The organism is Pseudomonas sp. BIGb0176 (genome assembly GCF_024810175.1).
Taxonomy (GTDB): Bacteria; Pseudomonadota; Gammaproteobacteria; order Pseudomonadales; family Pseudomonadaceae; genus Aquipseudomonas; species Aquipseudomonas protegens.
On sequence record NZ_JANUEC010000002.1, the window covers coordinates 894533 to 915354 of the forward strand.

Annotated in this window: 27 protein-coding genes; 10 read left to right on the forward strand and 17 right to left on the reverse strand. The window is 60.8% G+C overall.

Annotated features, from left to right (window positions below; translation table 11 throughout):
- Positions 1-87: 87 nt before the first annotated feature.
- The 6 genes from rimO to tsaA all read left to right on the forward strand — a co-directional run bounded on the left by rimO (position 88) and on the right by tsaA (position 5048).
- The gene (gene rimO / locus M2395_RS15010; protein WP_123430170.1) at positions 88-1425 is read left to right on the forward strand and encodes a 30S ribosomal protein S12 methylthiotransferase RimO; all 1338 of its coding nucleotides are present in this window, start codon (positions 88-90) and stop codon (positions 1423-1425) included.
- A gap of 117 nt (positions 1426-1542) precedes the next feature.
- Positions 1543-2016, forward strand: a complete 474-nt coding sequence (locus M2395_RS15015) for a GNAT family N-acetyltransferase (protein WP_077933437.1) — start codon at positions 1543-1545, stop codon at positions 2014-2016.
- 82 nt (positions 2017-2098) lie between these two features.
- On the forward strand, positions 2099-2809 hold the full coding sequence (locus M2395_RS15020) for an rRNA pseudouridine synthase (protein WP_015634380.1): 711 nt from the start codon (positions 2099-2101) through the stop codon (positions 2807-2809).
- A 66-nt stretch (positions 2810-2875) separates the two neighbouring features.
- Positions 2876-3337, forward strand: coding sequence for a DUF1456 family protein (locus M2395_RS15025; protein ID WP_077933436.1), 462 nt, complete (start codon positions 2876-2878; stop codon positions 3335-3337).
- A gap of 127 nt (positions 3338-3464) precedes the next feature.
- Positions 3465-4235: an SDR family oxidoreductase gene (locus M2395_RS15030; protein WP_053149360.1), complete on the forward strand. Its 771-nt coding sequence runs from the start codon at positions 3465-3467 to the stop codon at positions 4233-4235.
- Positions 4236-4352: 117 nt separating this feature from the next.
- A complete protein-coding gene (gene tsaA / locus M2395_RS15035) occupies positions 4353-5048 on the forward strand; it encodes a tRNA (N6-threonylcarbamoyladenosine(37)-N6)-methyltransferase TrmO (RefSeq protein WP_123430169.1) in 696 nt (231 codons plus the stop codon).
- 122 nt (positions 5049-5170) lie between these two features.
- On the opposite strand, the gene fpr is transcribed toward tsaA, so the two are convergent.
- On the reverse strand, positions 5171-5950 hold the full coding sequence (fpr, locus tag M2395_RS15040; protein WP_003198368.1) for a ferredoxin-NADP reductase: 780 nt from the start codon (positions 5948-5950) through the stop codon (positions 5171-5173).
- A 119-nt stretch (positions 5951-6069) separates the two neighbouring features.
- Here fpr and M2395_RS15045 point away from each other — a divergent pair, with 119 nt between their 5' ends.
- On the forward strand, positions 6070-6996 hold the full coding sequence (locus tag M2395_RS15045; RefSeq protein ID WP_011059588.1) for a LysR family transcriptional regulator: 927 nt from the start codon (positions 6070-6072) through the stop codon (positions 6994-6996).
- A gap of 1 nt (position 6997) precedes the next feature.
- On the opposite strand, the gene M2395_RS15050 is transcribed toward M2395_RS15045, so the two are convergent.
- Together M2395_RS15050 and erdR are read right to left on the reverse strand one after the other, a co-directional pair.
- On the reverse strand, positions 6998-7360 hold the full coding sequence (locus M2395_RS15050) for a diacylglycerol kinase (RefSeq protein WP_011059587.1): 363 nt from the start codon (positions 7358-7360) through the stop codon (positions 6998-7000).
- Between the two features lie 75 nt (positions 7361-7435).
- A complete protein-coding gene (gene erdR, locus M2395_RS15055) occupies positions 7436-8086 on the reverse strand; it encodes a response regulator transcription factor ErdR (protein WP_011059586.1) in 651 nt (216 codons plus the stop codon).
- Positions 8087-8324: 238 nt separating this feature from the next.
- Between erdR and M2395_RS15060 the strand changes: the two genes are divergently transcribed.
- Positions 8325-9230, forward strand: a complete 906-nt coding sequence (locus M2395_RS15060; RefSeq protein WP_053156644.1) for a DMT family transporter — start codon at positions 8325-8327, stop codon at positions 9228-9230.
- Here the strand turns inward: M2395_RS15060 and M2395_RS15065 are convergent.
- A complete protein-coding gene (locus M2395_RS15065) occupies positions 9214-9924 on the reverse strand; it encodes a tRNA-uridine aminocarboxypropyltransferase (RefSeq protein ID WP_011059584.1) in 711 nt (236 codons plus the stop codon). The two genes, M2395_RS15060 and M2395_RS15065, sit on opposite strands and share 17 nt — an antisense overlap.
- Before the next feature lie 191 nt (positions 9925-10115).
- Here M2395_RS15065 and M2395_RS15070 point away from each other — a divergent pair, with 191 nt between their 5' ends.
- Positions 10116-10541, forward strand: a complete 426-nt coding sequence (locus tag M2395_RS15070; protein WP_011059583.1) for a quorum-sensing-regulated virulence factor family protein — start codon at positions 10116-10118, stop codon at positions 10539-10541.
- Here M2395_RS15070 and M2395_RS15075 read toward each other — a convergent pair whose 3' ends face one another.
- Positions 10542-10736, reverse strand: a complete 195-nt coding sequence (locus tag M2395_RS15075; protein ID WP_123430168.1) for a hypothetical protein — start codon at positions 10734-10736, stop codon at positions 10542-10544.
- A gap of 444 nt (positions 10737-11180) precedes the next feature.
- Here M2395_RS15075 and M2395_RS15080 point away from each other — a divergent pair, with 444 nt between their 5' ends.
- Positions 11181-12299 carry an LOG family protein gene (locus M2395_RS15080; RefSeq protein WP_011059581.1) on the forward strand — a complete coding sequence of 373 codons (1119 nt, stop codon included), beginning with the start codon at positions 11181-11183 and terminating at the stop codon, positions 12297-12299.
- A 40-nt stretch (positions 12300-12339) separates the two neighbouring features.
- Here M2395_RS15080 and recX read toward each other — a convergent pair whose 3' ends face one another.
- The 12 genes from recX to M2395_RS15140 form a co-directional block, all read right to left on the reverse strand.
- On the reverse strand, positions 12340-12807 hold the full coding sequence (gene recX / locus M2395_RS15085; protein WP_011059580.1) for a recombination regulator RecX: 468 nt from the start codon (positions 12805-12807) through the stop codon (positions 12340-12342).
- An 8-nt stretch (positions 12808-12815) separates the two neighbouring features.
- Positions 12816-13868: a recombinase RecA gene (gene recA, locus M2395_RS15090; protein WP_011059579.1), complete on the reverse strand. Its 1053-nt coding sequence runs from the start codon at positions 13866-13868 to the stop codon at positions 12816-12818.
- Positions 13869-13951: 83 nt separating this feature from the next.
- On the reverse strand, positions 13952-14452 hold the full coding sequence (locus M2395_RS15095; RefSeq protein WP_011059578.1) for a CinA family protein: 501 nt from the start codon (positions 14450-14452) through the stop codon (positions 13952-13954).
- Between the two features lie 169 nt (positions 14453-14621).
- Complete coding sequence (locus tag M2395_RS15100; RefSeq protein WP_041116265.1) at positions 14622-15263, reverse strand: hypothetical protein; 642 nt, start codon at positions 15261-15263, stop codon at positions 14622-14624.
- A gap of 269 nt (positions 15264-15532) precedes the next feature.
- Positions 15533-16048, reverse strand: a complete 516-nt coding sequence (locus M2395_RS15105) for a hypothetical protein (RefSeq protein ID WP_041116263.1) — start codon at positions 16046-16048, stop codon at positions 15533-15535.
- Between the two features lie 108 nt (positions 16049-16156).
- Entirely contained in the window at positions 16157-16720 is a 564-nt protein-coding gene (locus M2395_RS15110) for a glycoside hydrolase family 19 protein (RefSeq protein WP_015634371.1), read from the reverse strand.
- Positions 16721-16770: 50 nt separating this feature from the next.
- Positions 16771-17148 carry a phage tail assembly chaperone gene (locus tag M2395_RS15115; protein WP_041116261.1) on the reverse strand — a complete coding sequence of 126 codons (378 nt, stop codon included), beginning with the start codon at positions 17146-17148 and terminating at the stop codon, positions 16771-16773.
- The gene (locus M2395_RS15120; RefSeq protein WP_015634370.1) at positions 17145-18242 is read right to left on the reverse strand and encodes a phage tail protein; all 1098 of its coding nucleotides are present in this window, start codon (positions 18240-18242) and stop codon (positions 17145-17147) included. Before M2395_RS15120 ends, M2395_RS15115 begins: the two co-directional genes overlap by 4 nt.
- A 15-nt stretch (positions 18243-18257) precedes the next feature.
- Complete coding sequence (locus tag M2395_RS15125; protein WP_077933433.1) at positions 18258-18857, reverse strand: YmfQ family protein; 600 nt, start codon at positions 18855-18857, stop codon at positions 18258-18260.
- Positions 18845-19885 (reverse strand): baseplate J/gp47 family protein, encoded by a 1041-nt coding sequence (locus M2395_RS15130; RefSeq protein WP_077933432.1) that lies wholly within the window; start codon positions 19883-19885, stop codon positions 18845-18847. The genes M2395_RS15125 and M2395_RS15130 overlap by 13 nt, the downstream gene beginning before the upstream one ends.
- Positions 19875-20273, reverse strand: coding sequence for a phage GP46 family protein (locus M2395_RS15135; protein ID WP_077933431.1), 399 nt, complete (start codon positions 20271-20273; stop codon positions 19875-19877). The genes M2395_RS15130 and M2395_RS15135 overlap by 11 nt, the downstream gene beginning before the upstream one ends.
- Before the next feature lie 2 nt (positions 20274-20275).
- Positions 20276-20782, reverse strand: a complete 507-nt coding sequence (locus M2395_RS15140; protein WP_011059569.1) for a phage baseplate assembly protein V — start codon at positions 20780-20782, stop codon at positions 20276-20278.
- Positions 20783-20822 lie beyond the last annotated feature (40 nt).

Genomic DNA, 20822 nt, shown 5'->3' on the forward strand with positions numbered 1-20822 from the left:
TGCGCACTTTTTGATCAGAGGCGCAGCCAGCGCCCAACCGTCGCACTTGCCCCCCAAGTGGCTCGACACCCAATACCGAGGTTAGACATGTCCACCCCCTCCGCGCCGGCCAACCCGAAAGTCGGCTTCGTATCCCTGGGTTGCCCAAAAGCTCTGGTCGACTCCGAGCGCATCCTCACTCAACTGCGCATTGAAGGCTATGACGTGGTCTCCACCTACCAGGACGCCGACGTCGTGGTGGTCAACACCTGCGGTTTCATCGACTCGGCCAAGGCCGAATCCCTGGAAGTGATCGGCGAAGCCATCAAGGAAAACGGCAAGGTCATCGTCACCGGCTGCATGGGCGTGGAAGAAGGCAATATCCGTGACGTGCACCCTAGCGTGCTGGCGGTCACCGGCCCCCAACAGTACGAGCAGGTGGTCAACGCCGTGCACGAAGTGGTGCCACCGAAACAGGACCACAACCCGCTGATCGACCTGGTGCCGCCGCAAGGCATCAAGCTGACCCCGCGACACTACGCCTACCTGAAGATTTCCGAAGGCTGCAACCACAGCTGCAGCTTCTGCATCATCCCGTCGATGCGCGGCAAGCTGGTCAGCCGCCCGGTGGGCGATGTGCTCGACGAAGCCCAGCGCCTGGTCAAGTCCGGGGTCAAGGAACTGCTGGTGATCTCCCAGGACACCAGCGCCTATGGCGTCGACGTCAAGTACCGCACCGGCTTCTGGAACGGCGCGCCAGTGAAGACCCGCATGACCGAGCTCTGCGAAGCCCTGAGCACCCTGGGCGTATGGGTTCGCCTGCACTACGTGTACCCCTACCCGCACGTGGACGAGCTGATTCCGCTGATGGCCGCCGGCAAGATCCTGCCGTACCTGGACATCCCGTTCCAGCATGCCAGCCCGAAAGTGCTCAAGGCCATGAAGCGCCCGGCCTTCGAAGACAAGACCCTGGCGCGAATCAAGAACTGGCGCGAGATCTGCCCTGAACTAATCATCCGTTCGACCTTTATCGTCGGCTTCCCGGGCGAAACCGAAGAAGACTTCCAGTACCTGCTGAACTGGCTGACCGAAGCCCAACTGGACCGCGTCGGCTGCTTCCAGTACTCGCCGGTGGAAGGCGCTCCAGCCAACGACCTGGACCTGGAAGTGGTCCCGGACGAGGTCAAGCAGGACCGTTGGGAGCGCTTCATGGCGCACCAGCAGGCAATCAGCTCGGCACGCCTGCAACAGCGCATCGGCAAAGAGATCGAAGTGCTGATCGATGAAGTCGACGAGAATGGCGCCGTGGGCCGCTGCTTCTTCGATGCCCCGGAAATCGACGGCAACGTGTTCATCGACGGTGCGGGCGACCTGAAGCCGGGTGACAAGGTCTGGTGCCGGGTGACCGACGCCGACGAATACGACCTCTGGGCCGAAACCCTGTAAGGCGTAAAAAAACTGCCAAGCCCCGCTCTCGCCACGAGATGCGGGGCTTTTTTCGGTCTATCGTTTGCTCTGCCAGGCCTGCAATCACTGCGGCCTATCACTTCAGGGGCAGGCGGCATGCGCCAACACTCGGTCGTGCATACACCCAAACTCAGCGATTACCCGGAACTGACCCAGGTCTGGGAAGCCTCGGTGCGTGCCACCCACGACTTTCTCCCGGACAGCTATATAGAGTTGCTGCGCAACCTGGTGCTGACCCGCTACCTGGACGCGGTGATGCTGATCTGCACCCGCGATGCACGCCAGCGCATCACCGGGTTTGCCGGGGTCGCGGCGGGCAAGGTGGAAATGCTCTTCATCGACCCGGCCCATCGGGGTCGAGGCCTGGGCCGCCAGCTGCTGCAGTACGCGGTGGAACACCTCAATGCCCAGCAGTTGGACGTCAACGAGCAGAACCCCCAAGCCCTGGGCTTCTACTTCAGGCAAGGCTTCGAAGTGGTCGGGCGCTCGGAGCAGGACGGCATGGGCCAGCCCTACCCGCTGCTGCACATGCGCCTGAAACAGGCACAACTGCAGGCCAGGCGCGGCTAAAAGCCACAGCCGGCAAATGGACCCGCGATTAACCGGCGCCAGGCAGGTACAATAGCTGCCCTCTTTTGTTACGGCCCCTGTCATGACTGACCCGATTCGTCTCTCCAAACGCCTCATCGAACTGGTCGGCTGCTCCCGCCGGGAGGCTGAGCTGTTCATCGAGGGCGGCTGGGTCACCGTAGACGGCGAAGTCATCGACGAACCGCAGTTCAAGGTCGGCGCGCAAACCGTCGCTCTGGACCCCGAGGCCAAGGCCACCGCGCCGGAGCCTGTGACCATCCTGCTCAACGTGCCTGCCGGCCAGGACCTGGACAGCGCCATGCAGTCCATTGGCGCTGACAGCCTGTCCGAAGAACACCGCTACGGCAAACGTCCATTGCGCGGGCATTTCCTGCGCCTGACCGCCAGCGATGACCTGCAGCCCAACGCCAGCGGCTTGCTGGTGTTCACCCAGGACTGGAAAGTGCTGCGCAAGCTGACTGCCGACGCGGCCAAGATCGAGCAGGAATACGTGGTCGAGGTCGAAGGCGAGATGATCGACCACGGGCTCAACCGCCTGAACCACGGCCTGACCTACAAAGGCCGCGAGCTGCCACCGGTAAAAGCCAGCTGGCAGAACGAGAACCGCCTGCGCTTCGCCATGAAGAACCCGCAGCCGGGCGTGATTGCGCTGTTTTGCCAGGCCGTCGGCCTCAAGGTCGTCGCCATCCGCCGCATACGAGTCGGCGGCGTGTCCATCGGCAAGGTGCCGCTGGGCCAGTGGCGCTACCTGTCGGCCAAAGAGAAGTTCTAAAGCCGCCCCCATTCAGACGCCGTGCCCTTGCGCGGCGCTCCACGCGCATTGATCAGGACTGTAACCATGATTCATAACGATGTACTGCGCAGCGTGCGCTACATGCTCGACATCAGCGACAAGAAGGTCGTCGAGATCATCAAGCTCACCGGCTTCAAGGTCAGCCTGGACGATGTCGTCAGCTACCTGAAGAAGGATGAGGAAGAAGGTTTTGTGCATTGCCCGGACGAAGTCATGGCGCACTTCCTCGATGGCCTGGTGATCTTCAAGCGCGGCAAGGACGAAAGCCGTCCCCCGATGCCGATCGAACTGCCGGTCACCAACAACATCATTCTGAAGAAGCTGCGAGTGGCCTTCGAACTCAAGGAAGACGACATGCACGCCGTGCTCAAGGCGGCCGACTTCCCGGTGTCCAAGCCGGAACTGAGCGCGCTGTTCCGCAAGTTCGGCCACACCAACTACCGCCCGTGCGGCGATCAGCTGCTGCGCAACTTTCTCAAGGGCCTGACCCTGCGCGTACGCGGCTGAACCCCTTGCGCGGCCGCTGTACATTCTCAGCGGCCCTGATGAGCCGCTATTGCCCCAGGCAATAGTGGCTCCCCGGCAAGCGCCTGAAGACTAGGGTAGGCACACACCTATCTGCTCAGGACTTCCCATGCATCCCTATTTCTCCCTGCAAGGCCGCACCGCCCTGGTGACCGGCGGCACCCGTGGTATCGGCAAGATGATTGCCAAGGCCTTTGTCGAAGCCGGCGCCCGGGTGTATATCTGCGCCCGTGATCCCGACGCCTGCCAGCAGGTCGCCGAGGAACTGGCCGCATTCGGAGAGTGCCGGGGGCTGGCCGCCAACCTGGCCAGTGAGGAAGGCGTGCAGCAGCTTGCCGCCACTTTGGGCCAGCAACTCGACTCCCTGGACATCCTGGTGAACAACGCCGGCACGACCTGGGGCGCGCCACTGGAAAGCTACCCGGCCAAGGGTTGGGAAAAGGTCATGCAATTGAACGTGACTTCGGTGTTCAGCTGTATCCAGCAGTTGCTGCCGCTGCTGCGCCGTGCCGGCTCGGCGGCCCATCCGGCGCGCATCATCAATATCGGCTCGGTGGCCGGAATCAGCTCATTCGGCGAACAGGCCTACGCCTATGGCCCGAGCAAGGCGGCGCTGCACCAGATGTCGCGGATCCTCGCCCGGGAGCTGGTGAGCCAGCACATCAACGTCAATGTCATCGCGCCGGGACGTTTTCCCAGCAAGATGACTCAGCACATCGGTAACGATGAACAGGCCCTGGCCGAAGACGTGGCGCTGATCCCGATGAAACGCTGGGGCCGGGAAGAGGAAATGGCCGCGCTGGCCATCAGCCTGGCAAGCACTGCGGGGGCCTACATGACCGGCAACATCATTCCTCTGGATGGCGGCTTCAGTCTCTGATTGATGTTGTGCAATTCGCCGGCAAGCCGGCTCCTACAGGTGGCGCGGGTGTTGTAGGAGCTGGCTTGCCAGCGAACGGGTTATCATGCCCTCCCCTTACAGCCTCGACCCCAGAACATGACCTACAGCGTTTCCCCCATCGGCTTCGTGCGCTCCTGCTTCAAGGAGAAGTTCGCCATCCCGCGCCAACCGCAACTGGCTACGGCCGCGCGCGGGGTGCTGGAACTGGTGGCGCCTTTCGACCAGGGCGACGCGGTGCAAGGGCTGGAGCAGGTCAGCCACGTCTGGCTGCTATTCCTGTTTCACCAGGCCCTGGAGGACAAGCCGCGACTCAAGGTGCGCCCGCCGCGCCTGGGGGGCAACAAGTCCATGGGGGTCTTCGCCACCCGCGCCACCCATCGCCCCAATGGCATCGGCCAGTCGGTGGTCAAGCTGGACAAGGTCGAGGCCAACCGCCTGTGGATCTCCGGCATCGACCTGCTGGACGGTACGCCGATCCTCGATATCAAGCCCTACGTGCCCTACGCCGACATCATTGCCACGGCGAGCAATGAGATCGCCAGCGCCGCGCCGCAGATTATTCCGGTGCAGTGGCAGGACAATGCCCTGCAACAGGCTCAGATCCACGCTCAGCGTCTGCAGGAGCCCCTGGTGGAGCTGATCGAGCAGTGCCTGGCTCAGGATCCGCGTCCGGCCTACCAGGTGCCCACGGCCGAGCGTGAGTACGGCGCCCAGTTCTGGGATCTGGATGTGCGCTGGCATTACCCCGAGCCAGGGCTGATCCGAGTGTTGGAAGTGGTCCCGGCGGGCTGAACCCTGGAAACGAAAAAGCCCGCGCTGCCTTTCCAGGCAACGCGGGCTTTTCTGTGTCCGGGAGAATCCGCCCAGTCAGCACCAATGCGCTGCCTGGACGGTCTTCGCGAGCACGCTCGCTCCTACTTTTCGACGAATGCACGCTCGATCAGGTAGTCACCCGGCTCGCGCATGCGCGGCGAAACGGTCAGGCCGAAACTGTTGAGCACTTCGCTGGTTTCATCCAGCATGCTCGGGCTGCCGCACAGCATGGCGCGGTCGTCCTGCGGGTTGATCGGCGGCAGGCCGATGTCGCGGAACAGTTTGCCGCTGCGCATCAGGTCGGTCAGGCGGCCTTCGTTCTCGAACGGCTCGCGGGTCACGGTGGGGTAGTAGATCAGCTTTTCACGCAAGGCTTCGCCGAAGAACTCGTTCTGCGGCAGGTGCTCGGTGATGAACTCGCGGTAGGCGACTTCGTTGACGTAGCGTACGCCGTGGCACAGGATCACTTTTTCGAAACGCTCGTAGGTTTCCGGATCCTGGATCACGCTCATGAACGGCGCCAGGCCGGTGCCGGTGCTGAGCAGGTACAGGTGTTTGCCGGGCTTCAAGTCATCCAGTACCAGGGTACCGGTTGGCTTCTTGCTGATGATGATCTCGTCGCCTTCCTTCAGATGCTGCAGTTGGGAAGTCAACGGACCGTCTGGAACCTTGATGCTGAAGAATTCGAGATGCTCTTCCCAGTTCGGGCTGGCAATGGAGTAGGCACGCATAAGCGGACGGCCATTAGGCTGTTGCAGGCCGATCATCACGAACTGACCGTTCTCGAAGCGCAGACCCGGATCGCGGGTGCACTTGAAGCTGAACAGAGTGTCATTCCAGTGATGAACACTGAGGACACGCTCGTGGTTCATGTTGCTCATGTACGGGGGCTCCTAGAAATTGCCTGCGCTGACCATGAGCGCAATTGCACAGCATTCTAATGGCGGCGACAATATCTGTTAACTGGATTATTAAGATAAGGGTTATCGGTTATATCGATATGCGATTTACTCTCCGTCAACTGCAAGTCTTCGTCGCCGTCGCCCAGCAAGAGAGCGTTTCTCGTGCTGCGGGGCTGCTGTCCCTGTCGCAATCGGCCGCCAGTACCTCGATCACCGAACTCGAGCGCCAATCCAGTTGCCAGCTGTTCGATCGCGCGGGCAAGCGCCTGAGCCTCAATGCCCTGGGCAAACAGCTGCTGCCACAGGCAGTGGCCCTGCTGGACCAGGCCAAGGAGATCGAAGACCTGCTCAACGGCAAGTCCGGGTTCGGCTCGCTTTCGGTGGGTGCGACCCTGACCATCGGCAACTACCTGGCCACCCTGCTGATCGGCAGTTTCATGCAGGTGCACCCGGAGAGCCAGGTGAAGCTCCATGTGCAGAACACTGCGCATATCGTGCAACAGGTGGCCCACTACGAAATTGATCTGGGTCTAATCGAGGGCGACTGCAGCCATCCGGATATCGAAGTCCAGACCTGGGTCGAAGATGAACTGGTGGTGTTCTGCGCGCCCCAGCATCCACTGGCCAAGCGCGGCCACGCCACCATGGAAGAACTGACCCATGAAGCCTGGATCCTTCGCGAACAGGGTTCCGGGACGCGCCTGACCTTTGACCAGGCCATGCGTCACCACCGCAGTGCACTGAACATCCGCCTGGAGTTGGAGCACACCGAAGCCATCAAGCGTGCGGTGGAGTCGGGTTTGGGGATTGGCTGCATTTCCCGGCTGGCCCTGCGCGATGCGTTTCGCCGCGGCAGCCTGGTGCCGGTGGAAACCCCGGGCCTGGACCTGGCCCGGCAGTTCTACTTCATCTGGCACAAGCAGAAGTACCAGACCTCGGCCATGCGCGAATTCCTGGAACTGTGTCGCGCCTTTACCGCCGGGGTACAACGCAGCGACGAAATCGTCCTGCCAAGCATTCCCTGATTCAGATCAGGATCACCGCCCAGACGATGGTGATCATGCTCAGAGCGACAAACTGCGCCGCGCTGCCCATGTCCTTGGCGTTTTTCGACAAGGGATGACGATCCAGGGAGATGCGGTCGATGGCCGCCTCCACCGCCGAATTGAGCAGCTCGACGATCAGCGCCAGCAGGCACACGGCGATCAACAGCGCACGCTCGACCCGGCTGACATTGAGCAGGAAGCTCAGGGGAATCAGGATCACATTGAGCAGCACCAACTGACGGAATGCCGCCTCGCCAGTGAACGCCGCGCGCAAGCCATCGAACGAATAGCCGGCGGCGTTAAGGATACGTTTGAGACCGGTTTGACCTTTGAAAGGCGACATAAGCTGGGCAACTGAAGAAAAAGAAGTGGGGAAGCTAGTTCAACCAAAGTCAAAAAAGCGTGAACAAACAGCCGGTTAATGGCTGGAAATTGACTCAAGTTGTTGCAAGAGCAGCGCTGCCTGGGTCCGGGTACGCACCCCGAGCTTGCGGAAGATCGCCGTCACGTGGGCCTTGATCGTGGCTTCCGACACGCTCAGTTCGTAGGCAATCTGCTTGTTCAGCAACCCTTCGCAAACCATGGTCAGAACCCGGAACTGCTGGGGCGTCAGGCTAGCCAGGCCTTCGCTGGCGGCCTTGGCTTCGGCTGAGACACTAACCTCTTCAAACGCCTGGGGCGGCCACCAGACATCACCGTCGAGCACACTGCGCACGGCCTGCTGGATGACTTCCAGGGAACTGGATTTGGGAATGAAACCGCTGGCGCCGAACTCTCGGGAGCGCACCATGACGGAGGCTTCTTCCTGCGCCGAAACCATCACCACCGGAATTTGCGGATACTGCCCGCGCAACAGCACCAGACCGGAAAAACCGTAGGCACCGGGCATGTTCAGGTCCAGCAGGACCAGATCCCAGTCGGATTTTTCGGTGAGTCGCACTTCCAGTTCGGCAATGCTTGCCACTTCCACCAGACGCACATCAGGGCCCAGGCCCAAGGTGACAGCTTGATGCAGTGCACTGCGAAAAAGCGGGTGATCATCGGCAATCAGGATTTCGTATGTGGCCATTTTTCAAATGATCCTGTTTTTCATGGCAGGACTGATGCATTCAGCCCTCACCAAAGCAACACGGAGGCACGCCAGAATACCGCACCCAAAGAGCACGAACGCCGCGAAAAGCCTGAGCAAAACAGTGGTTCAAACAGCGCCGGCGCCCTAATCGGCGCCAAGCATGCCCAGCCAAGCCAGGGTGGTCAAGCGTGAAGCTTTGCGGCATCTTAGCTGGCTAACTAATAAGAGAGCCATCATGCGCAGCCAAGCCTTGCGTGCCGATGTCCTGATGCTGATTACCGCGGTGATCTGGGGCTCGGCGTTTGTCGCACAAACTTCCGGTATGGATCATATCGGCCCCTTCCTTTATTCCGGCCTGCGCTTCGCCCTGGGCTCACTCTGCCTCTTGCCGCTGGTGCTGCGTAAAACACCCACGGATCGTCAGCCCGAACCCTTGCTCAATCGTGGGCTGCTACTGGGCGGCGTACTCATGGGGCTGGCCCTGGCCCTGGGCATCAATCTGCAACAGGTGGGGCTGATGTTCACCACCGTCACCAATGCAGGTTTCATCACCGGGCTCTATGTCATTGTAGTGCCGCTTCTGGGGCTGCTGATTGGCCACAAGACTGGCTTGGGTACCTGGCTCGGCGCCGTGCTGGCGGTGGTGGGCATGTTCCTGCTGAGCGTCAGCGACAGCTTCCACGTTGCCTCGGGAGACTGGCTGCAGTTGATTGGCGCCTTCGTCTGGGGTGGGCACGTGATTCTGGTGGGAGTTTTCGCCGGCCGTCATGACCCGATTCGCCTGGCGTTCCTGCAATTTGCCACCTGCGCGGTGGTCAGCCTGATCCTGGCGTTGTGCCTGGAACCGCTTCGCTGGGAAGCGATTGTCAGCGCCGGGCCGGCCATTCTCTATGGCGGGGTGGTGGCCGTCGGTATCGGCTACACCTTGCAGGTGATTGCCCAAAAGGACGCAATCGCCTCTCACGCGGCAATCATTCTGTCCCTGGAAGCGGTATTTGCCGCCATTGCCGGGGCCTGGTTGCTGGATGAGTCGCTGCAGGCCCGCGGCTACTTCGGCTGCGCGCTGATGCTCAGCGGCATGCTGGTAGCCCAGCTATGGCCACAAAAGCCTCATTCCAGCACGACTACACAAAGGGCTTGAGCCGGGCATGCACATCGTCATCCGGATCGATGGCCTTCTGGAACTTCGCTGACAGGTAATGGGTGCTGAACACATCGAGGTAGGCATCCAGTACCTGGCTGACCTGCTCATCGCCGGCCAGTTCCAGGCATAACGCCGCCACTTCAGCGGTACAGAAGTGATCATCACGCTTGGAGCGACGCAGCTTGTAGCGCGAGAGCTTCTCCGGGGACAGGCTGAGAACCGGCAAGTGCTCCAGGTAAGGGCTCTTGCGGAACATCTTGCGCGCCTCGCTCCAGGTAGCGTCCAGCAGAATGAACAGCGGCCGCTTGCCCTCCTCCTGCCTGACTTCGCTGACCACTCGTTCGGGCGCGACGAACTCGCCCGGAAATACGATATAGGGCTGCCACTGCGGGTCGGCCAGCAACGCCAGCAGTTGCGGGTCGACCTCAGTACGCGACCAGCTGAACGCCGTTGTGTCGCCAATTACATCGGCAATCAGCCAACCGGTATTGCTCGGCTTGAGCGGTTCGACGTCGTGCATCACCAGGCACATGGCTGACCGGGCAACGACTTTCGGTCGCCAGGCACACAGGCAATGGCTGGGAATCACTCGGCAGCGGGGGCAGCGTTCAGCCCGTGAGCCACGTGCGAAAAAGGGCTTGGCCACGCGCGCCATCCGCAGATCACGTAGACGGGAAACCGCATGACTCATCGCAGGACATGCCAGCAAGAAACAGAAATCAACACGACAAACACTCAAGAGGGTAAAAAGTCGGACAAGTTTATCAGAGCTATCTGTTCAAACCTGTACCGCCCTGCGGCCTCTCCCCCTATAATTCGTCGCCACTGAACGCACAGTCGAGTGGCTGGTCGAAGCATCAGTCACTGCACCAGGAGAGTTTCATGTTGCGCTTTACCATTCCTACCGTCGCCCTTCTGCTGGCCCTGCCCCTGGGTGCCCAAGCTGCGTCCCTGCAAGAATTCGAACTGGGCAAAATGCTGGAGAAGGTCGCTGCGGAAAGCAACGTCGGCACTCCTCGGGAAATCAACGAGAACATTCTCGACCAGGGCTATACCGTTGAAGGCAAGGAACTGATCAACCACCTCAGCGTGCAGTCTGGCCATGCCGAGCAGATGCGCGCCAATCCCAAGGCGGTCTACCTGCAGCTTGGGGCAAGCGTCTGCCGCAATCCCAACTACCGCAAGCTGATGGCCAAAGGCGCCATCATGCGTTACGAGTTCACTGAAAACCGCACCAATCGCCCGGTGGCCTCGGCGCGCTTTCAGGAGTCGGATTGCCCGGCGCAAAGCACGCCCAAGAAAAAGTAATCACGAACGAGCGGCGCGCCGCTGCTGATCATCGGCGCGCAGTTCGGCGACCAGGGCCTGTAGGTATCGCGATGGCCGCTCCTGTGCTGCCAATCGGCGCCGGCACTCATCCTCCAGGCTTATTTGATGGTCAGCGGCGGCGGCTTGCAGCAGCTGATACAACTGCGGATCAATCTCCAGCGTGACAATGTTCATCCCCTGCCTCCCTGCTCTGGGCCTGCATGGCCCAGAACCCGCCTGCCTCTCTCCGGCCCCTGCTCCTGCGCCAGACGCTGCACCTTAGTAAATCAGAGCCGTCATCCCTTGCCGCCCCTCCTGACCAGCGGTGCCAGCCTGGGGAAAACCGCGAACAAGCGGTTGCCAGCCAAGACTTTATGGGCACATGATCAAGCCATGGTCCGAAACGGCTTGCGGACGGTTGAGGAGGCCGTCCTTGTGCGTCTTGCTGTGCAAATGTTCTCAAATAAAGGAAAGCAGGACCTCTGTGGATGACCCCAACACTGCCCAGCGATTGTCAGCTGTGATCGGGTCCGGAAATTCGCTCATTCGCTGGGCTGAGCAGGCAGCGACACAGGCAGTGTCGTGGCACATTCGAATATCTCGATCGTGCGCAAGGTTCTGTGCAGAAGGAGAAGCTGAATGCCTTACCAATCGAATGACCTGTTAAGTCGTCATTTTCAGAGCAACGGCGTCGACCTGACGAACCAGGTCGAAGCGCAACTCAACCAGATAGCCCCCAACAGCCCGAATCTTCCTCTTTACCGCGACATGGTGCTCACCGTCCTGCGTATGGCCGAGGATGACCTCAATCGCTGGAATGCCAAGATAACCCTGCAGGCCCTGCGCGAACTGGAGCACGCCTTCCGTGTCCTGGAACAGTTCAAGGGCCGACGCAAAGTGACGGTCTTCGGCTCGGCACGCACCCCCAGTGAACACCCGCTATACGCCATGGCCCGAGAGCTGGGCGCGGCCCTGGCCCGCTCGGATCTGATGGTCATTACCGGGGCCGGCGGGGGCATCATGGCCGCCGCCCACGATGGTGCAGGCCTGGAGCACAGCTTGGGGTTCAACATCACCCTGCCTTTCGAGCAGCATGCCAACCCCACCGTTGGCGGTACGGAGAACCTGCTGTCGTTCCACTTTTTCTTCACCCGCAAGCTGTTCTTCGTCAAGGAGGCCGACGCACTGGTGCTTTGCCCAGGCGGCTTTGGCACCCTTGATGAAGCCCTGGAAGTACTGACCCTGATTCAGACCGGCAAAAGCCCGCTGGTACCCGTGGTACTGCTGGACATGCCGGGTGGACAGTTCTGGCAAGGCGCCCTGGACTTCATCCACAACCAACTGGAAGCCAATCGCTACATTCTGCCCAGTGACATGAAGCTGGTACGCCTGGTGCACAGCACTGAAGAAGCGGTGCAGGAAATCCAGCAGTTCTATGCCAACTTCCACTCCAGCCGCTGGCTCAAGCAGCAGTTCGTCATCCGCATGAACTACAACCTCAATGAGCAGGCGCTGGAGCAGATGCAGACAGCATTCGCCGACCTGTGCCTGAGTGGTCAGTTTCAACAGCATGCCTACAGCGGGGAGGAACACGACGAAGTGCAGTTCAGCCATCTGGCGCGGCTGTCATTCGCCTTCAATGCTCGCGACAACGGTCGCCTGCGCGAGCTGATCGACTTCATCAACCTGCCGGAAAACTGGGCCAGGCCTCAGCCCCAAACAACGCAACGGGCACGAGAAACCAGCAAAGCCAACTGACCCCAGCCCTAGCCCGCTGCGTTATGCAGCGGGTACGGCTTCAGTCGTCCATGCCTCGGCCACTCAACAAGCGGCTGATCATGTCCATGGAATACCCGCGATAACTCAGGAAACGTCCTTGCTTGGCACGCTCTCGAGCATCTGCAGGAAACCGCCCGGCAAACTTGCGCTGCCAGACGTCACGCAATTGTTCCTGCCAATCGATACCGCACTCGCGCAGCGCAAGATCAATATCGCTGCGCTGCAAGCCGCGCTGGCCCAGTTCCTCACGAATACGCATGGGCCCGTAACCGGATCGGGCACGGTAGGAAACGAAGCTTTCGAGATAACGGGATTCGGACAGCAGGCCTTCTTCCGTCAAACGGTCAAGGGCTGCTTCGATCATTTCAGGAGGGGCGCCGCGCTGACGCAGTTTACGCGTCAGCTCGACACGACCGTGCTCGCGTCTTGCGAGCAGGTCCATTGCGGTTCGCCGCACCGCGACGAGGGTATCGAGTACGGCGGTCATTGGATCAATCAGATATCAGCGTCGGCCATATCGTCTTCGGTCTCTTTGACCGGGTTGGCTTTGACGTCTGGCGATGCAGTCAGCAGTTTTTCACGGATCTGCTTCTCCAGCGCGTTGCCGATTTCCGGGTTGTCCTGCAGGAACTTGGCCGAGTTGGCCTTGCCCTGACCGATCTTGTTGCCCTGGTAGCTGTACCAGGCACCGGATTTCTCCAGGAAGCCGTGCAGCACGCCCAGATCGATGATTTCACCGTTGAGGTAGATGCCCTTGCCGTAAAGAATCTGGAACTCGGCCTGACGGAACGGCGGAGCCACCTTGTTCTTGACGATCTTGACCCGGGTTTCGCTGCCCACCACTTCGTCGCCTTCCTTCACCGCACCGGTACGGCGGATGTCCAGACGGACCGAAGCGTAGAACTTCAGCGCGTTACCACCGGTGGTGGTTTCCGGGCTACCGAACATCACGCCGATCTTCATGCGGATCTGGTTGATGAAGATCACCAGGCAGTTGGCGTTCTTGATGTTACCGGTGATTTTGCGCAGCGCCTGGGACATCAGGCGGGCTTGCAGGCCCACGTGCATGTCGCCCATTTCGCCTTCGATTTCAGCCTTGGGCACCAGGGCCGCCACGGAGTCGACGATGATCACGTCAACCGCGTTGGAACGCACCAGCATGTCGGTGATTTCCAGGGCCTGTTCGCCGGTGTCCGGCTGGGAAACCAACAGGTCGTCAACATTCACACCCAGCTTGCCGGCGTATTCCGGATCCAGTGCGTGCTCGGCATCGACGAACGCACAAGTTGCACCGGCTTTCTGCGCCTGGGCAATAACCGACAGAGTCAGGGTAGTTTTACCGGACGACTCAGGGCCGTAGATTTCAACGATACGGCCTTTTGGCAGACCGCCAATGCCCAGAGCAATGTCCAGACCCAGAGAGCCGGTGGAAATGGCCGGGATCGCCTGACGGTCGTGATCGCCCATACGCATTACGGCACCCTTGCCGAATTGACGTTCGATCTGACCCAGGGCCGCAGCCAAGGCTTTCTTCTTGTTGTCGTCCATTAAAGTCCTCACGTAATCAATAAGGCCTGACGGCCAACACCTGTATAAGTAGCCAGTATTATTCCACAGCGCTCGAGGATCGCCTACCCCTGATTTGCGATTTCTGCCGCAGCATGTTGCAGCAACCCCTCTAGCGCGGCCTTCACCGTTTGTCGGCGGACCTCATCGCGATTTCCCGGAAAGTGCCGGCACTCGGTGGTCAGCGTCTCTCCCGCCCCCCAGGCCAGCCACACAGTGCCCACAGGCTTCTGCGCAGAACCGCCATCCGGCCCGGCGATACCGCTGACCGCCACGGCAAAATGCGCATGACTCCTGGCCTGTGCCCCCCGGACCATGGCCTCGACCACTTCACGACTGACAGCGCCGACCGAATTGAACAAATCGGCCGGTACATTCAATTGCAGGGTCTTCTGGCGATTGGAATAGGTGACATAACCGGCCTCGAACCAGGCCGAACTGCCAGGGATCCGCGTGATCGCCTCGGCGATGCCTCCCCCGGTGCAGGACTCCGCGGTGGTGACGTGGGCATTCAGAACCTGCAAACGCCTGCCGAGCTCAGCGGCAAGCTGGGTGATTTCTTTCACAATCCTCTCCTGATGGGGCTGGCGTGTGCTTACCGTACACCAGGCGAGGTGGCTTGCAAGTGACAGGCTGTCAGATCGGAATCAGAGTTGAGTACTCTTGGACCGGTCTATCTCCCTTGCGCAGCTTCGACAATCACGCGCGGCCTCCAGAACCACTGATAGAGGCACGTCACTTGGTGATCAGCATGTCGATGGTGCTGGTATCGCAAGAGTAATTGGCCTTCTTGTCCAGGACAAAATAGATGGACGACAACTTGCTGACAGGCACCTTGCTTACCGAAAAAACAGCTCCCGTACCTCTGGCCAAGCTACCCGACTGAAGAACCGAGTCATCCAAATTCAGGGACCAGGCAACCCCATCGCCACAGCTGTCGTGAATGCTGTTGACACGCCCGAGAACATTTACCTCACCAACGACCGGGCTGCTCCAGCGGATAACCGTCTGGCTATTTTTCCCGGGGTGAAACGCCACATTGCCCGGAGCGATAACAAAACTGCCGTTTCCAGTGAATGTATAAGTCTTGAAGTGGACCGATACGTGAGCCCCTGATACCGGATCCTGCCAACAGGTCACAGGTTGAGCAGTGCAGTCGTCCGCCTTGAAGAAAGGTAGCAACGTATAGTTTTCAGGCTTATTCACCCCTGATGTGTTCTGCATGAATGTCCAGGGCGAGTTCGCCACGACGCTCTCCTTGGCCAGCATTACATCCCTTGCCAGGTTCCACGACATGGCCGTCTCTGCACTCACATTGAGGGAAATCCCGATCAGTGCAAACAAGCTCATCAGCAAGATATTTTTAGTATTCTGCATAACTTCTCCAGTAGTTCTCATTCCGAGCGTACATGCTCATTTTTCAAACAAAGCCGTGCGCATTCGGCAATCCTGAAACGGCCAAATAAGGCGAACTTCATATAAATCCCCAAGTACCCGAGGCCATAAGCCAATGTCCTGCATCGCTGATGCGATAGCACTTTTACTGGCTGTCACTGGCCGTCACCTTGTCACTCCTCCCTTCCACCTGGATGCAACCCAACCCGGCCGGCTCCAGTGGAGCCGGAGAGTTGATCGACAACCTGCTCTCAGGGCTGCAGCAACATCTCCGTAGTGCTGCGCAGCACAGCCTGGGATTCGCGCACCCACCGCTGCAACGCCTTCAATTGCTCGGCATTGGCGTGGCATTCGCTGTAGTTGTCGACGACGCTGGCGGCGACGGTAGAGAGTGCAAGGCCCGAGGCGGCGCCATCAGTGACGCTGGGGCCTCCGGCCACGGGCAGGTTGGCGGCGCCGGCGTCGTGCACCCGGACAAAACCAGCAGGCACAACGCAGGCTCTATCAGCCGCTTTCGAGACATAGACAGGAACCTCCTTGGTGATGGTGGCGCCCGTCTGATAGACCTTGACGATACGGTCGACGTACTCGACCACCACCTTTTCCCTGACCGTGCCCAGGGCCCGGCCTTGTTCAAAGGATTGTTTGAGACGAGCCTCATCGAGGCGTTGGTTGTTACTGCGCTCACTGCCGGCACCGCTGACGTAGCCGAGTGCATAAAGCAACCCGGCCGCCACAGCGATGGCCAGCCAGCCACGGATATTCATCAAGCCCTCCTGAGGCGGGCAGGAAATGAATCACCCAGCCTGCCAAAAAAACCTGTAGCCGCTGCCGCAGGCTGCGAAAAGGTCCGCAGGACCTTCAGACGGCAGCCCTCACACCACCGGCAAACACAGCACCGCCCGCGCCCTGGCCCAGAGTTGCAGGCGCTCCTGCAAGCCATTCAGGCCACCATTGATCCGCCGGGTAATGCTGTTGAACTCATCGCGGTCAGCCAGCGCATTGAGCCCACCGCGCTCCCAGAACCAGGCCGCCGACTCGGCGGCCCATTGCGGCTGCTCCAGCAGCTGCGGCAACTCCAGCAGACGCTCATCGCCAAACAGCCCGAGGCTGCACTGGCGATAGTTGCTGCGCCCGGTGATCTGGATCAGCCCACGCCCGCGATACCGCTGACCGTCGCCGTCGGCCTCTGGGGTGTTGCCCAGGCGTGCGGCGAGAGAGCCCGTGTCGTACTTGCTCAGGTATTGATCACTGCCCAATTCGCGTACGTATTGCAGCTGCCCGGATTCGTGTCCGATCTGAGCAAGAAAAGCCGCCTGGCGCTTCGGCGTATCGATCTGCCGCTTGGCCATGGCGGTGTTGAGTGGAGAAACAAAAACGCCCGCTTGGCGGCGGGCGTTAGGCATGATTTGCAGCAGTTGTTCTTCGGTTATTGGCATGGTCAGTGTTTGCAGGTCGGATAAGAAAACGCCCCGGCGGTACGGGGCGTTTATTCAGTTTGTTCAGTAACCCAGGATGGCGCGACAGGGCGGTACTGAGAGTCGGGGAAGTGCGGCGATTGCGGCCAGTCACGCAAGGCCTGCATGTACACAAGCAGTTGCTTGAACTGTGCACTGGCAAGCGTTGTAGGTACTTCGATCTCCAACTGATCGCGGTGCCGCTCACGCAACCACCTCACCGAATCCAGTGCTGAATCACGCCAGACACGCTCTCCTACCGATACAGGTGACGGCGCCGTCGCACTTTCTATGTGGAGCCGAACTTCCTCTTCGGACATCGGGATCAACTGGCTGGATATGAAATGCGCGGGGGCATCGTCATCGTAAGCATGGACACGGTTTGTCTCGGGATTATGAAAATACTTCATGCACGTAACTCCGACCAAACTGGATTGACTGGACTACCAAAAGTTACTGAGTAAGTTGCTCCGACCGGCACCACGAACGATGCGTGATAGGCAGAAGTTGCCACGGCCACACCACCGCAAGTTGCAGTAACCGCACCGGTCGTAATAGATGCCTGAACTTGAATCGGGCGCCCCGTAGTATTGGTGTAGACAGTGCCTGAAACGCGACTGGCCGTAACATTCTGCCAGGCCTGTCCATCACCCAAGCCCCGAGGTCGGGTCTCTAACGCTGAAACGTTCGCAGCCAGACCGGAAATGTCGATATTCCCCTGGTTGATGGGAGCGTTCCAGGCCTTAATGCACCACATAACCGCCAGGTTGCGAGGGCGGGTTTCAATTCCGCCTGTTGGATTGGTTTTTAGATTTTCGTCGTCGGTGACTCCATTTCCAGTATCACCATAAACCCAAGAATCAAACACATTTCCAGCACTCGAGCTGTCCTTCACTGAGTGTGTATGACTCTTGAACTCATCGGCCTGCCAGCTGCCTACCGCCCGCCCAGCATCCACCCCCCGCCCATGATCCCAACCCCGCAAAAACTCGCCTCGCGACTCAGGCAAGCGGAAGTTACCCGCCCCCTCACCCCCGGTATTGAACATAGTCCCCAGATAAGCCGCCAGATCCGGATAGGTCGCAGCACTCTGCACACTGCCATCCACCTCCAGGAATCCGGCCGGCACCGTGCCCTTGGGAAACGGCACCATCGCCCCCACCGGCAAGGCCGACATGTTCTTCAACAGCGCCTCGATCTCCGCCTTGGTATAGGTCACCGACTTGGTATAGGCATCGGTGATCCCGTAATCGGCCAGGGTGGTGCGGATCTTCTCCGGTGGGATCGAATCACGCACGATCGCCTTGATCGCCGCCAGCAACTGGTCATGCTCGGCCTCGGCCGGCTCTTCCCCTCCTGCACGAATCACGTTGAGCAATTCGTCGGTCACTGCATTACCCCAATCGGAAGAAATCATTGAGCCGACTTGGCCCGTGACGGGGTTCTCATCGACAAACTTTCCGTTCAACAGCCCTACGCTGGGAACACTTTTCGGATAGTCCACGTATTCCTGTCCTCTCTAGTCATAGTTGATGTACACCTGTGTATGAGCCGGCGTACTGCGATGGACAAGGCACTCCAGGGCGCTGCCCGGGTTCATGCCAAAACGTTCGCCCCAATAGCTGGCGCCGAAGCGCCGGCCCAGTTGCAGGCGGCCGCCGGTATTGAGGGTCCACATGAAGTTCGCCCGCCAGGTGCCGAAATGCGCGTGACCAAAGCGTGAGCGGCCCATGCGCGGGGTACTCAGCTCAGTGACGCTGGCATTGGGATAGCCCTGGCTGCGGGCGATTTCGACGAAGTAGGCGGCGCGCTGGCTGCCCACTGCCAACAGACGCCGGCGCACGGCCAGGCGCCGGTCTTCGAACAGCGGGGTCAGCCCCAGGCAGGGGTCGGGCAGGTCCATGACCTTTTCCCAATCCGCCACCAGTTCGCTGACGCTGGCCGGGTCCATTTCGTTTTGCAGGTCCACGGCCCGGGCGTCGATGCGCGCCAGCTCCTGGGAGATGCCCTGCAACACCCGTTCAAGCTCCGGCACCCGTTCCGGGTCCCAGGCCGGGCCGCTGGGCAGCAGGCTGCGCAGCTGGCCCTGGTACTGGGTGGCGCTTCTTATTGCAGCCATTGGCAACCTCCGAATACCAGCAACTGATTATTCGCCGCCGGCACATCGGCCAAGGGCGCCAACAGTTGGTGATCCTGCTCGCCGGTGGCGCTGCTGATGGCTTCGCGGATATGGCTGAGCAACAGGGTCTGGCCCAGGCCGGCCTCGCGGCTGTGTAGGTCGCGCAACTGGCTCTCGACGGCGGCGCGCACCGCGCTGGTGTCGGGGGTCAGGCGCAACGTGTAGGTCACCGGCAGCATCACCGGGGCCAGCACATGCACCTCGGCGGTGACCGGGCGCAGCGGCTCGATATAGGCCTGGACCTGCGCCAGTTGCTCGGCGTTGGGAATCGGCTGCAGGTCGTCGTCACGCATGACGAACAAGCCCACGGTGCCCGGCCCCAGGTAATTGCGCCGGCACCAGGCACGGGTGATGCCCGGGCACTCCATGGCCCAGGTTTCGTAGTCGTCCGCCGAGCCGCCATGGGGAATGATCCGATAGGAACGGATCACCCGCGAGCGCAGGGATTCGAGGCTTTCCCGGGCCACGCCACCGCTCAGGCCCGGGGCCAGGACGGTGAACGAGTTGCTGATGCCCTGCACCGGCTGCACCGCGGTCAGCTCCAGGCCGGCATCGGCATTGCCCAGGGTACCGCCGTCGACGGCCTGGATCGTGGTGCTGTTGAGGCCTGCGCTGGTGGTGCGCGCGGCGGTCACTGTGTAGCTGCGACCGTCGCTGCTTTGCAACAGGATGCCGAGATCCAGCACGGCACCGGCTGCCGCGGTGAAACTGACGCTGCCACTGGCCGCCTGGGCGGTCTTGCGCGGCTGGTTCAGGCGCAGCGCGGCGATGCGCTCCAGGGTCGACTCATCGGCCTTGTCCGGAAGGATCTGCTCGGCGATCCAATCCAGGTAGCCATACAGGCCAAAGGCGGCGCCGCTCAGGGTGCGGGCCAGCACTTGGGCATCGGACTGGCGCAGCGAATCGCTGGCCAGGTCGCTTTGGGTGCGCTGAATCAGCACCGGCAGCGAAGGGGTTTCAAACGGCATAGGTCACCTGCCAACTGTGAATGGGGTTGAGGTCCAGACGTTCGCCGTCGGCCAGGATCAGCACCGTGCGCAGGTTCAGGCGCTGGGCATCGAGGCGTTCGCTGAGGATCTCGACAGCGTTGCAATGACCATCGTCGATCAGCCACTGCAGGGCCTCGCGGGCATAGAACTCGGCATCGAGCTGGGTCTGCCGGCTCAGCTTGACCCGGCGCAACAGCCACAGCCGCGAGCCGATACGGTCGTCGGCCACGCTGGGAAAACTGTCGCCCCACCAGCCGTAGCGCTGGTCGTCATCCAGGGCGTCGTCATCGGCGGCGCGGCGCCAGGTGAACAGGCTGATTTCCACAGCCCGGGTCAGGGCGTTCTTCAGGTCATAAGTGGCGAACATGCTTAACCTCCCACCGGCGCGCCGGTCTGCCCCGGGCCGGGTTGCACGCCGCTGTGGACGTGGTTGATCTGGCTGATGCCGGCGGCGACCTGATCGCCCTGGGAGACGATCTTGCCGCTCATGCTCAGGGTCGGGCTGTCGATGATGACGCCGCTGCTGGCGCGGATATTCAAGGTGGCGGTGTCGATGTCGATGACCCGCCCGCGCTTGAAGTGAATCTTGTCGCCCTCGTCGGTGTAGATCGCCACTTCACCGGCGGCCAGGGCCTTGAGGCGATAGCGCCGGTCGGCCACCACCAGCACCACTCCATGGGAGCGATCGCCGCCGAGGAAGGTGGCGATGCCCTCGGCGCCGGCCAGGGGGTTGCTGGTAAAACCGTAAGGCTCGAAATGCTCCATGTCGTCGTTGACCTCGCCGGCGGTGAGGCGCATTTGCAGCGATTGCAATTTGTTGGCCGAATGGGCGAGCACCACGGTGCCCCGCGCCAACAGGCGTGTCAGTAGGCTCATGCTGGGTTCCTTGGGGGGAGAAGAGCCGGCTTGCCGGCGA

Bases quoted from the DNA above. Each gene is read 5' to 3' on its own strand.
- M2395_RS15125 (WP_077933433.1), bottom strand. From the start codon at position 18,857: ATGGCTGCAATAAGAAGCGCCACCCAGTACCAGGGCCAGCTGCGCAGC.
- M2395_RS15020 (WP_015634380.1), top strand. From the start codon at position 2,099: ATGACTGACCCGATTCGTCTCTCCAAACGCCTCATCGAACTGGTCGGC.
- tsaA (WP_123430169.1), top strand. From the start codon at position 4,353: ATGACCTACAGCGTTTCCCCCATCGGCTTCGTGCGCTCCTGCTTCAAG.
- M2395_RS15135 (WP_077933431.1), bottom strand. From the start codon at position 20,273: ATGTTCGCCACTTATGACCTGAAGAACGCCCTGACCCGGGCTGTGGAA.
- M2395_RS15075 (WP_123430168.1), bottom strand. From the start codon at position 10,736: ATGAACATTGTCACGCTGGAGATTGATCCGCAGTTGTATCAGCTGCTG.
- erdR (WP_011059586.1), bottom strand. From the start codon at position 8,086: ATGGCCACATACGAAATCCTGATTGCCGATGATCACCCGCTTTTTCGC.
- M2395_RS15115 (WP_041116261.1), bottom strand. From the start codon at position 17,148: ATGAAGTATTTTCATAATCCCGAGACAAACCGTGTCCATGCTTACGAT.
- M2395_RS15065 (WP_011059584.1), bottom strand. From the start codon at position 9,924: ATGAGTCATGCGGTTTCCCGTCTACGTGATCTGCGGATGGCGCGCGTG.
- M2395_RS15130 (WP_077933432.1), bottom strand. From the start codon at position 19,885: ATGCCGTTTGAAACCCCTTCGCTGCCGGTGCTGATTCAGCGCACCCAA.
- M2395_RS15025 (WP_077933436.1), top strand. From the start codon at position 2,876: ATGATTCATAACGATGTACTGCGCAGCGTGCGCTACATGCTCGACATC.
- M2395_RS15045 (WP_011059588.1), top strand. From the start codon at position 6,070: ATGCGATTTACTCTCCGTCAACTGCAAGTCTTCGTCGCCGTCGCCCAG.
- fpr (WP_003198368.1), bottom strand. From the start codon at position 5,950: ATGAGCAACATGAACCACGAGCGTGTCCTCAGTGTTCATCACTGGAAT.
- recX (WP_011059580.1), bottom strand. From the start codon at position 12,807: ATGACCGCCGTACTCGATACCCTCGTCGCGGTGCGGCGAACCGCAATG.
- M2395_RS15140 (WP_011059569.1), bottom strand. From the start codon at position 20,782: ATGAGCCTACTGACACGCCTGTTGGCGCGGGGCACCGTGGTGCTCGCC.
- M2395_RS15060 (WP_053156644.1), top strand. From the start codon at position 8,325: ATGCGCAGCCAAGCCTTGCGTGCCGATGTCCTGATGCTGATTACCGCG.
- M2395_RS15105 (WP_041116263.1), bottom strand. From the start codon at position 16,048: ATGAATATCCGTGGCTGGCTGGCCATCGCTGTGGCGGCCGGGTTGCTT.
- M2395_RS15070 (WP_011059583.1), top strand. From the start codon at position 10,116: ATGTTGCGCTTTACCATTCCTACCGTCGCCCTTCTGCTGGCCCTGCCC.
- M2395_RS15110 (WP_015634371.1), bottom strand. From the start codon at position 16,720: ATGCCAATAACCGAAGAACAACTGCTGCAAATCATGCCTAACGCCCGC.
- M2395_RS15030 (WP_053149360.1), top strand. From the start codon at position 3,465: ATGCATCCCTATTTCTCCCTGCAAGGCCGCACCGCCCTGGTGACCGGC.
- M2395_RS15080 (WP_011059581.1), top strand. From the start codon at position 11,181: ATGCCTTACCAATCGAATGACCTGTTAAGTCGTCATTTTCAGAGCAAC.
- M2395_RS15015 (WP_077933437.1), top strand. From the start codon at position 1,543: ATGCGCCAACACTCGGTCGTGCATACACCCAAACTCAGCGATTACCCG.
- recA (WP_011059579.1), bottom strand. From the start codon at position 13,868: ATGGACGACAACAAGAAGAAAGCCTTGGCTGCGGCCCTGGGTCAGATC.
- rimO (WP_123430170.1), top strand. From the start codon at position 88: ATGTCCACCCCCTCCGCGCCGGCCAACCCGAAAGTCGGCTTCGTATCC.
- M2395_RS15050 (WP_011059587.1), bottom strand. From the start codon at position 7,360: ATGTCGCCTTTCAAAGGTCAAACCGGTCTCAAACGTATCCTTAACGCC.
- M2395_RS15100 (WP_041116265.1), bottom strand. From the start codon at position 15,263: ATGCAGAATACTAAAAATATCTTGCTGATGAGCTTGTTTGCACTGATC.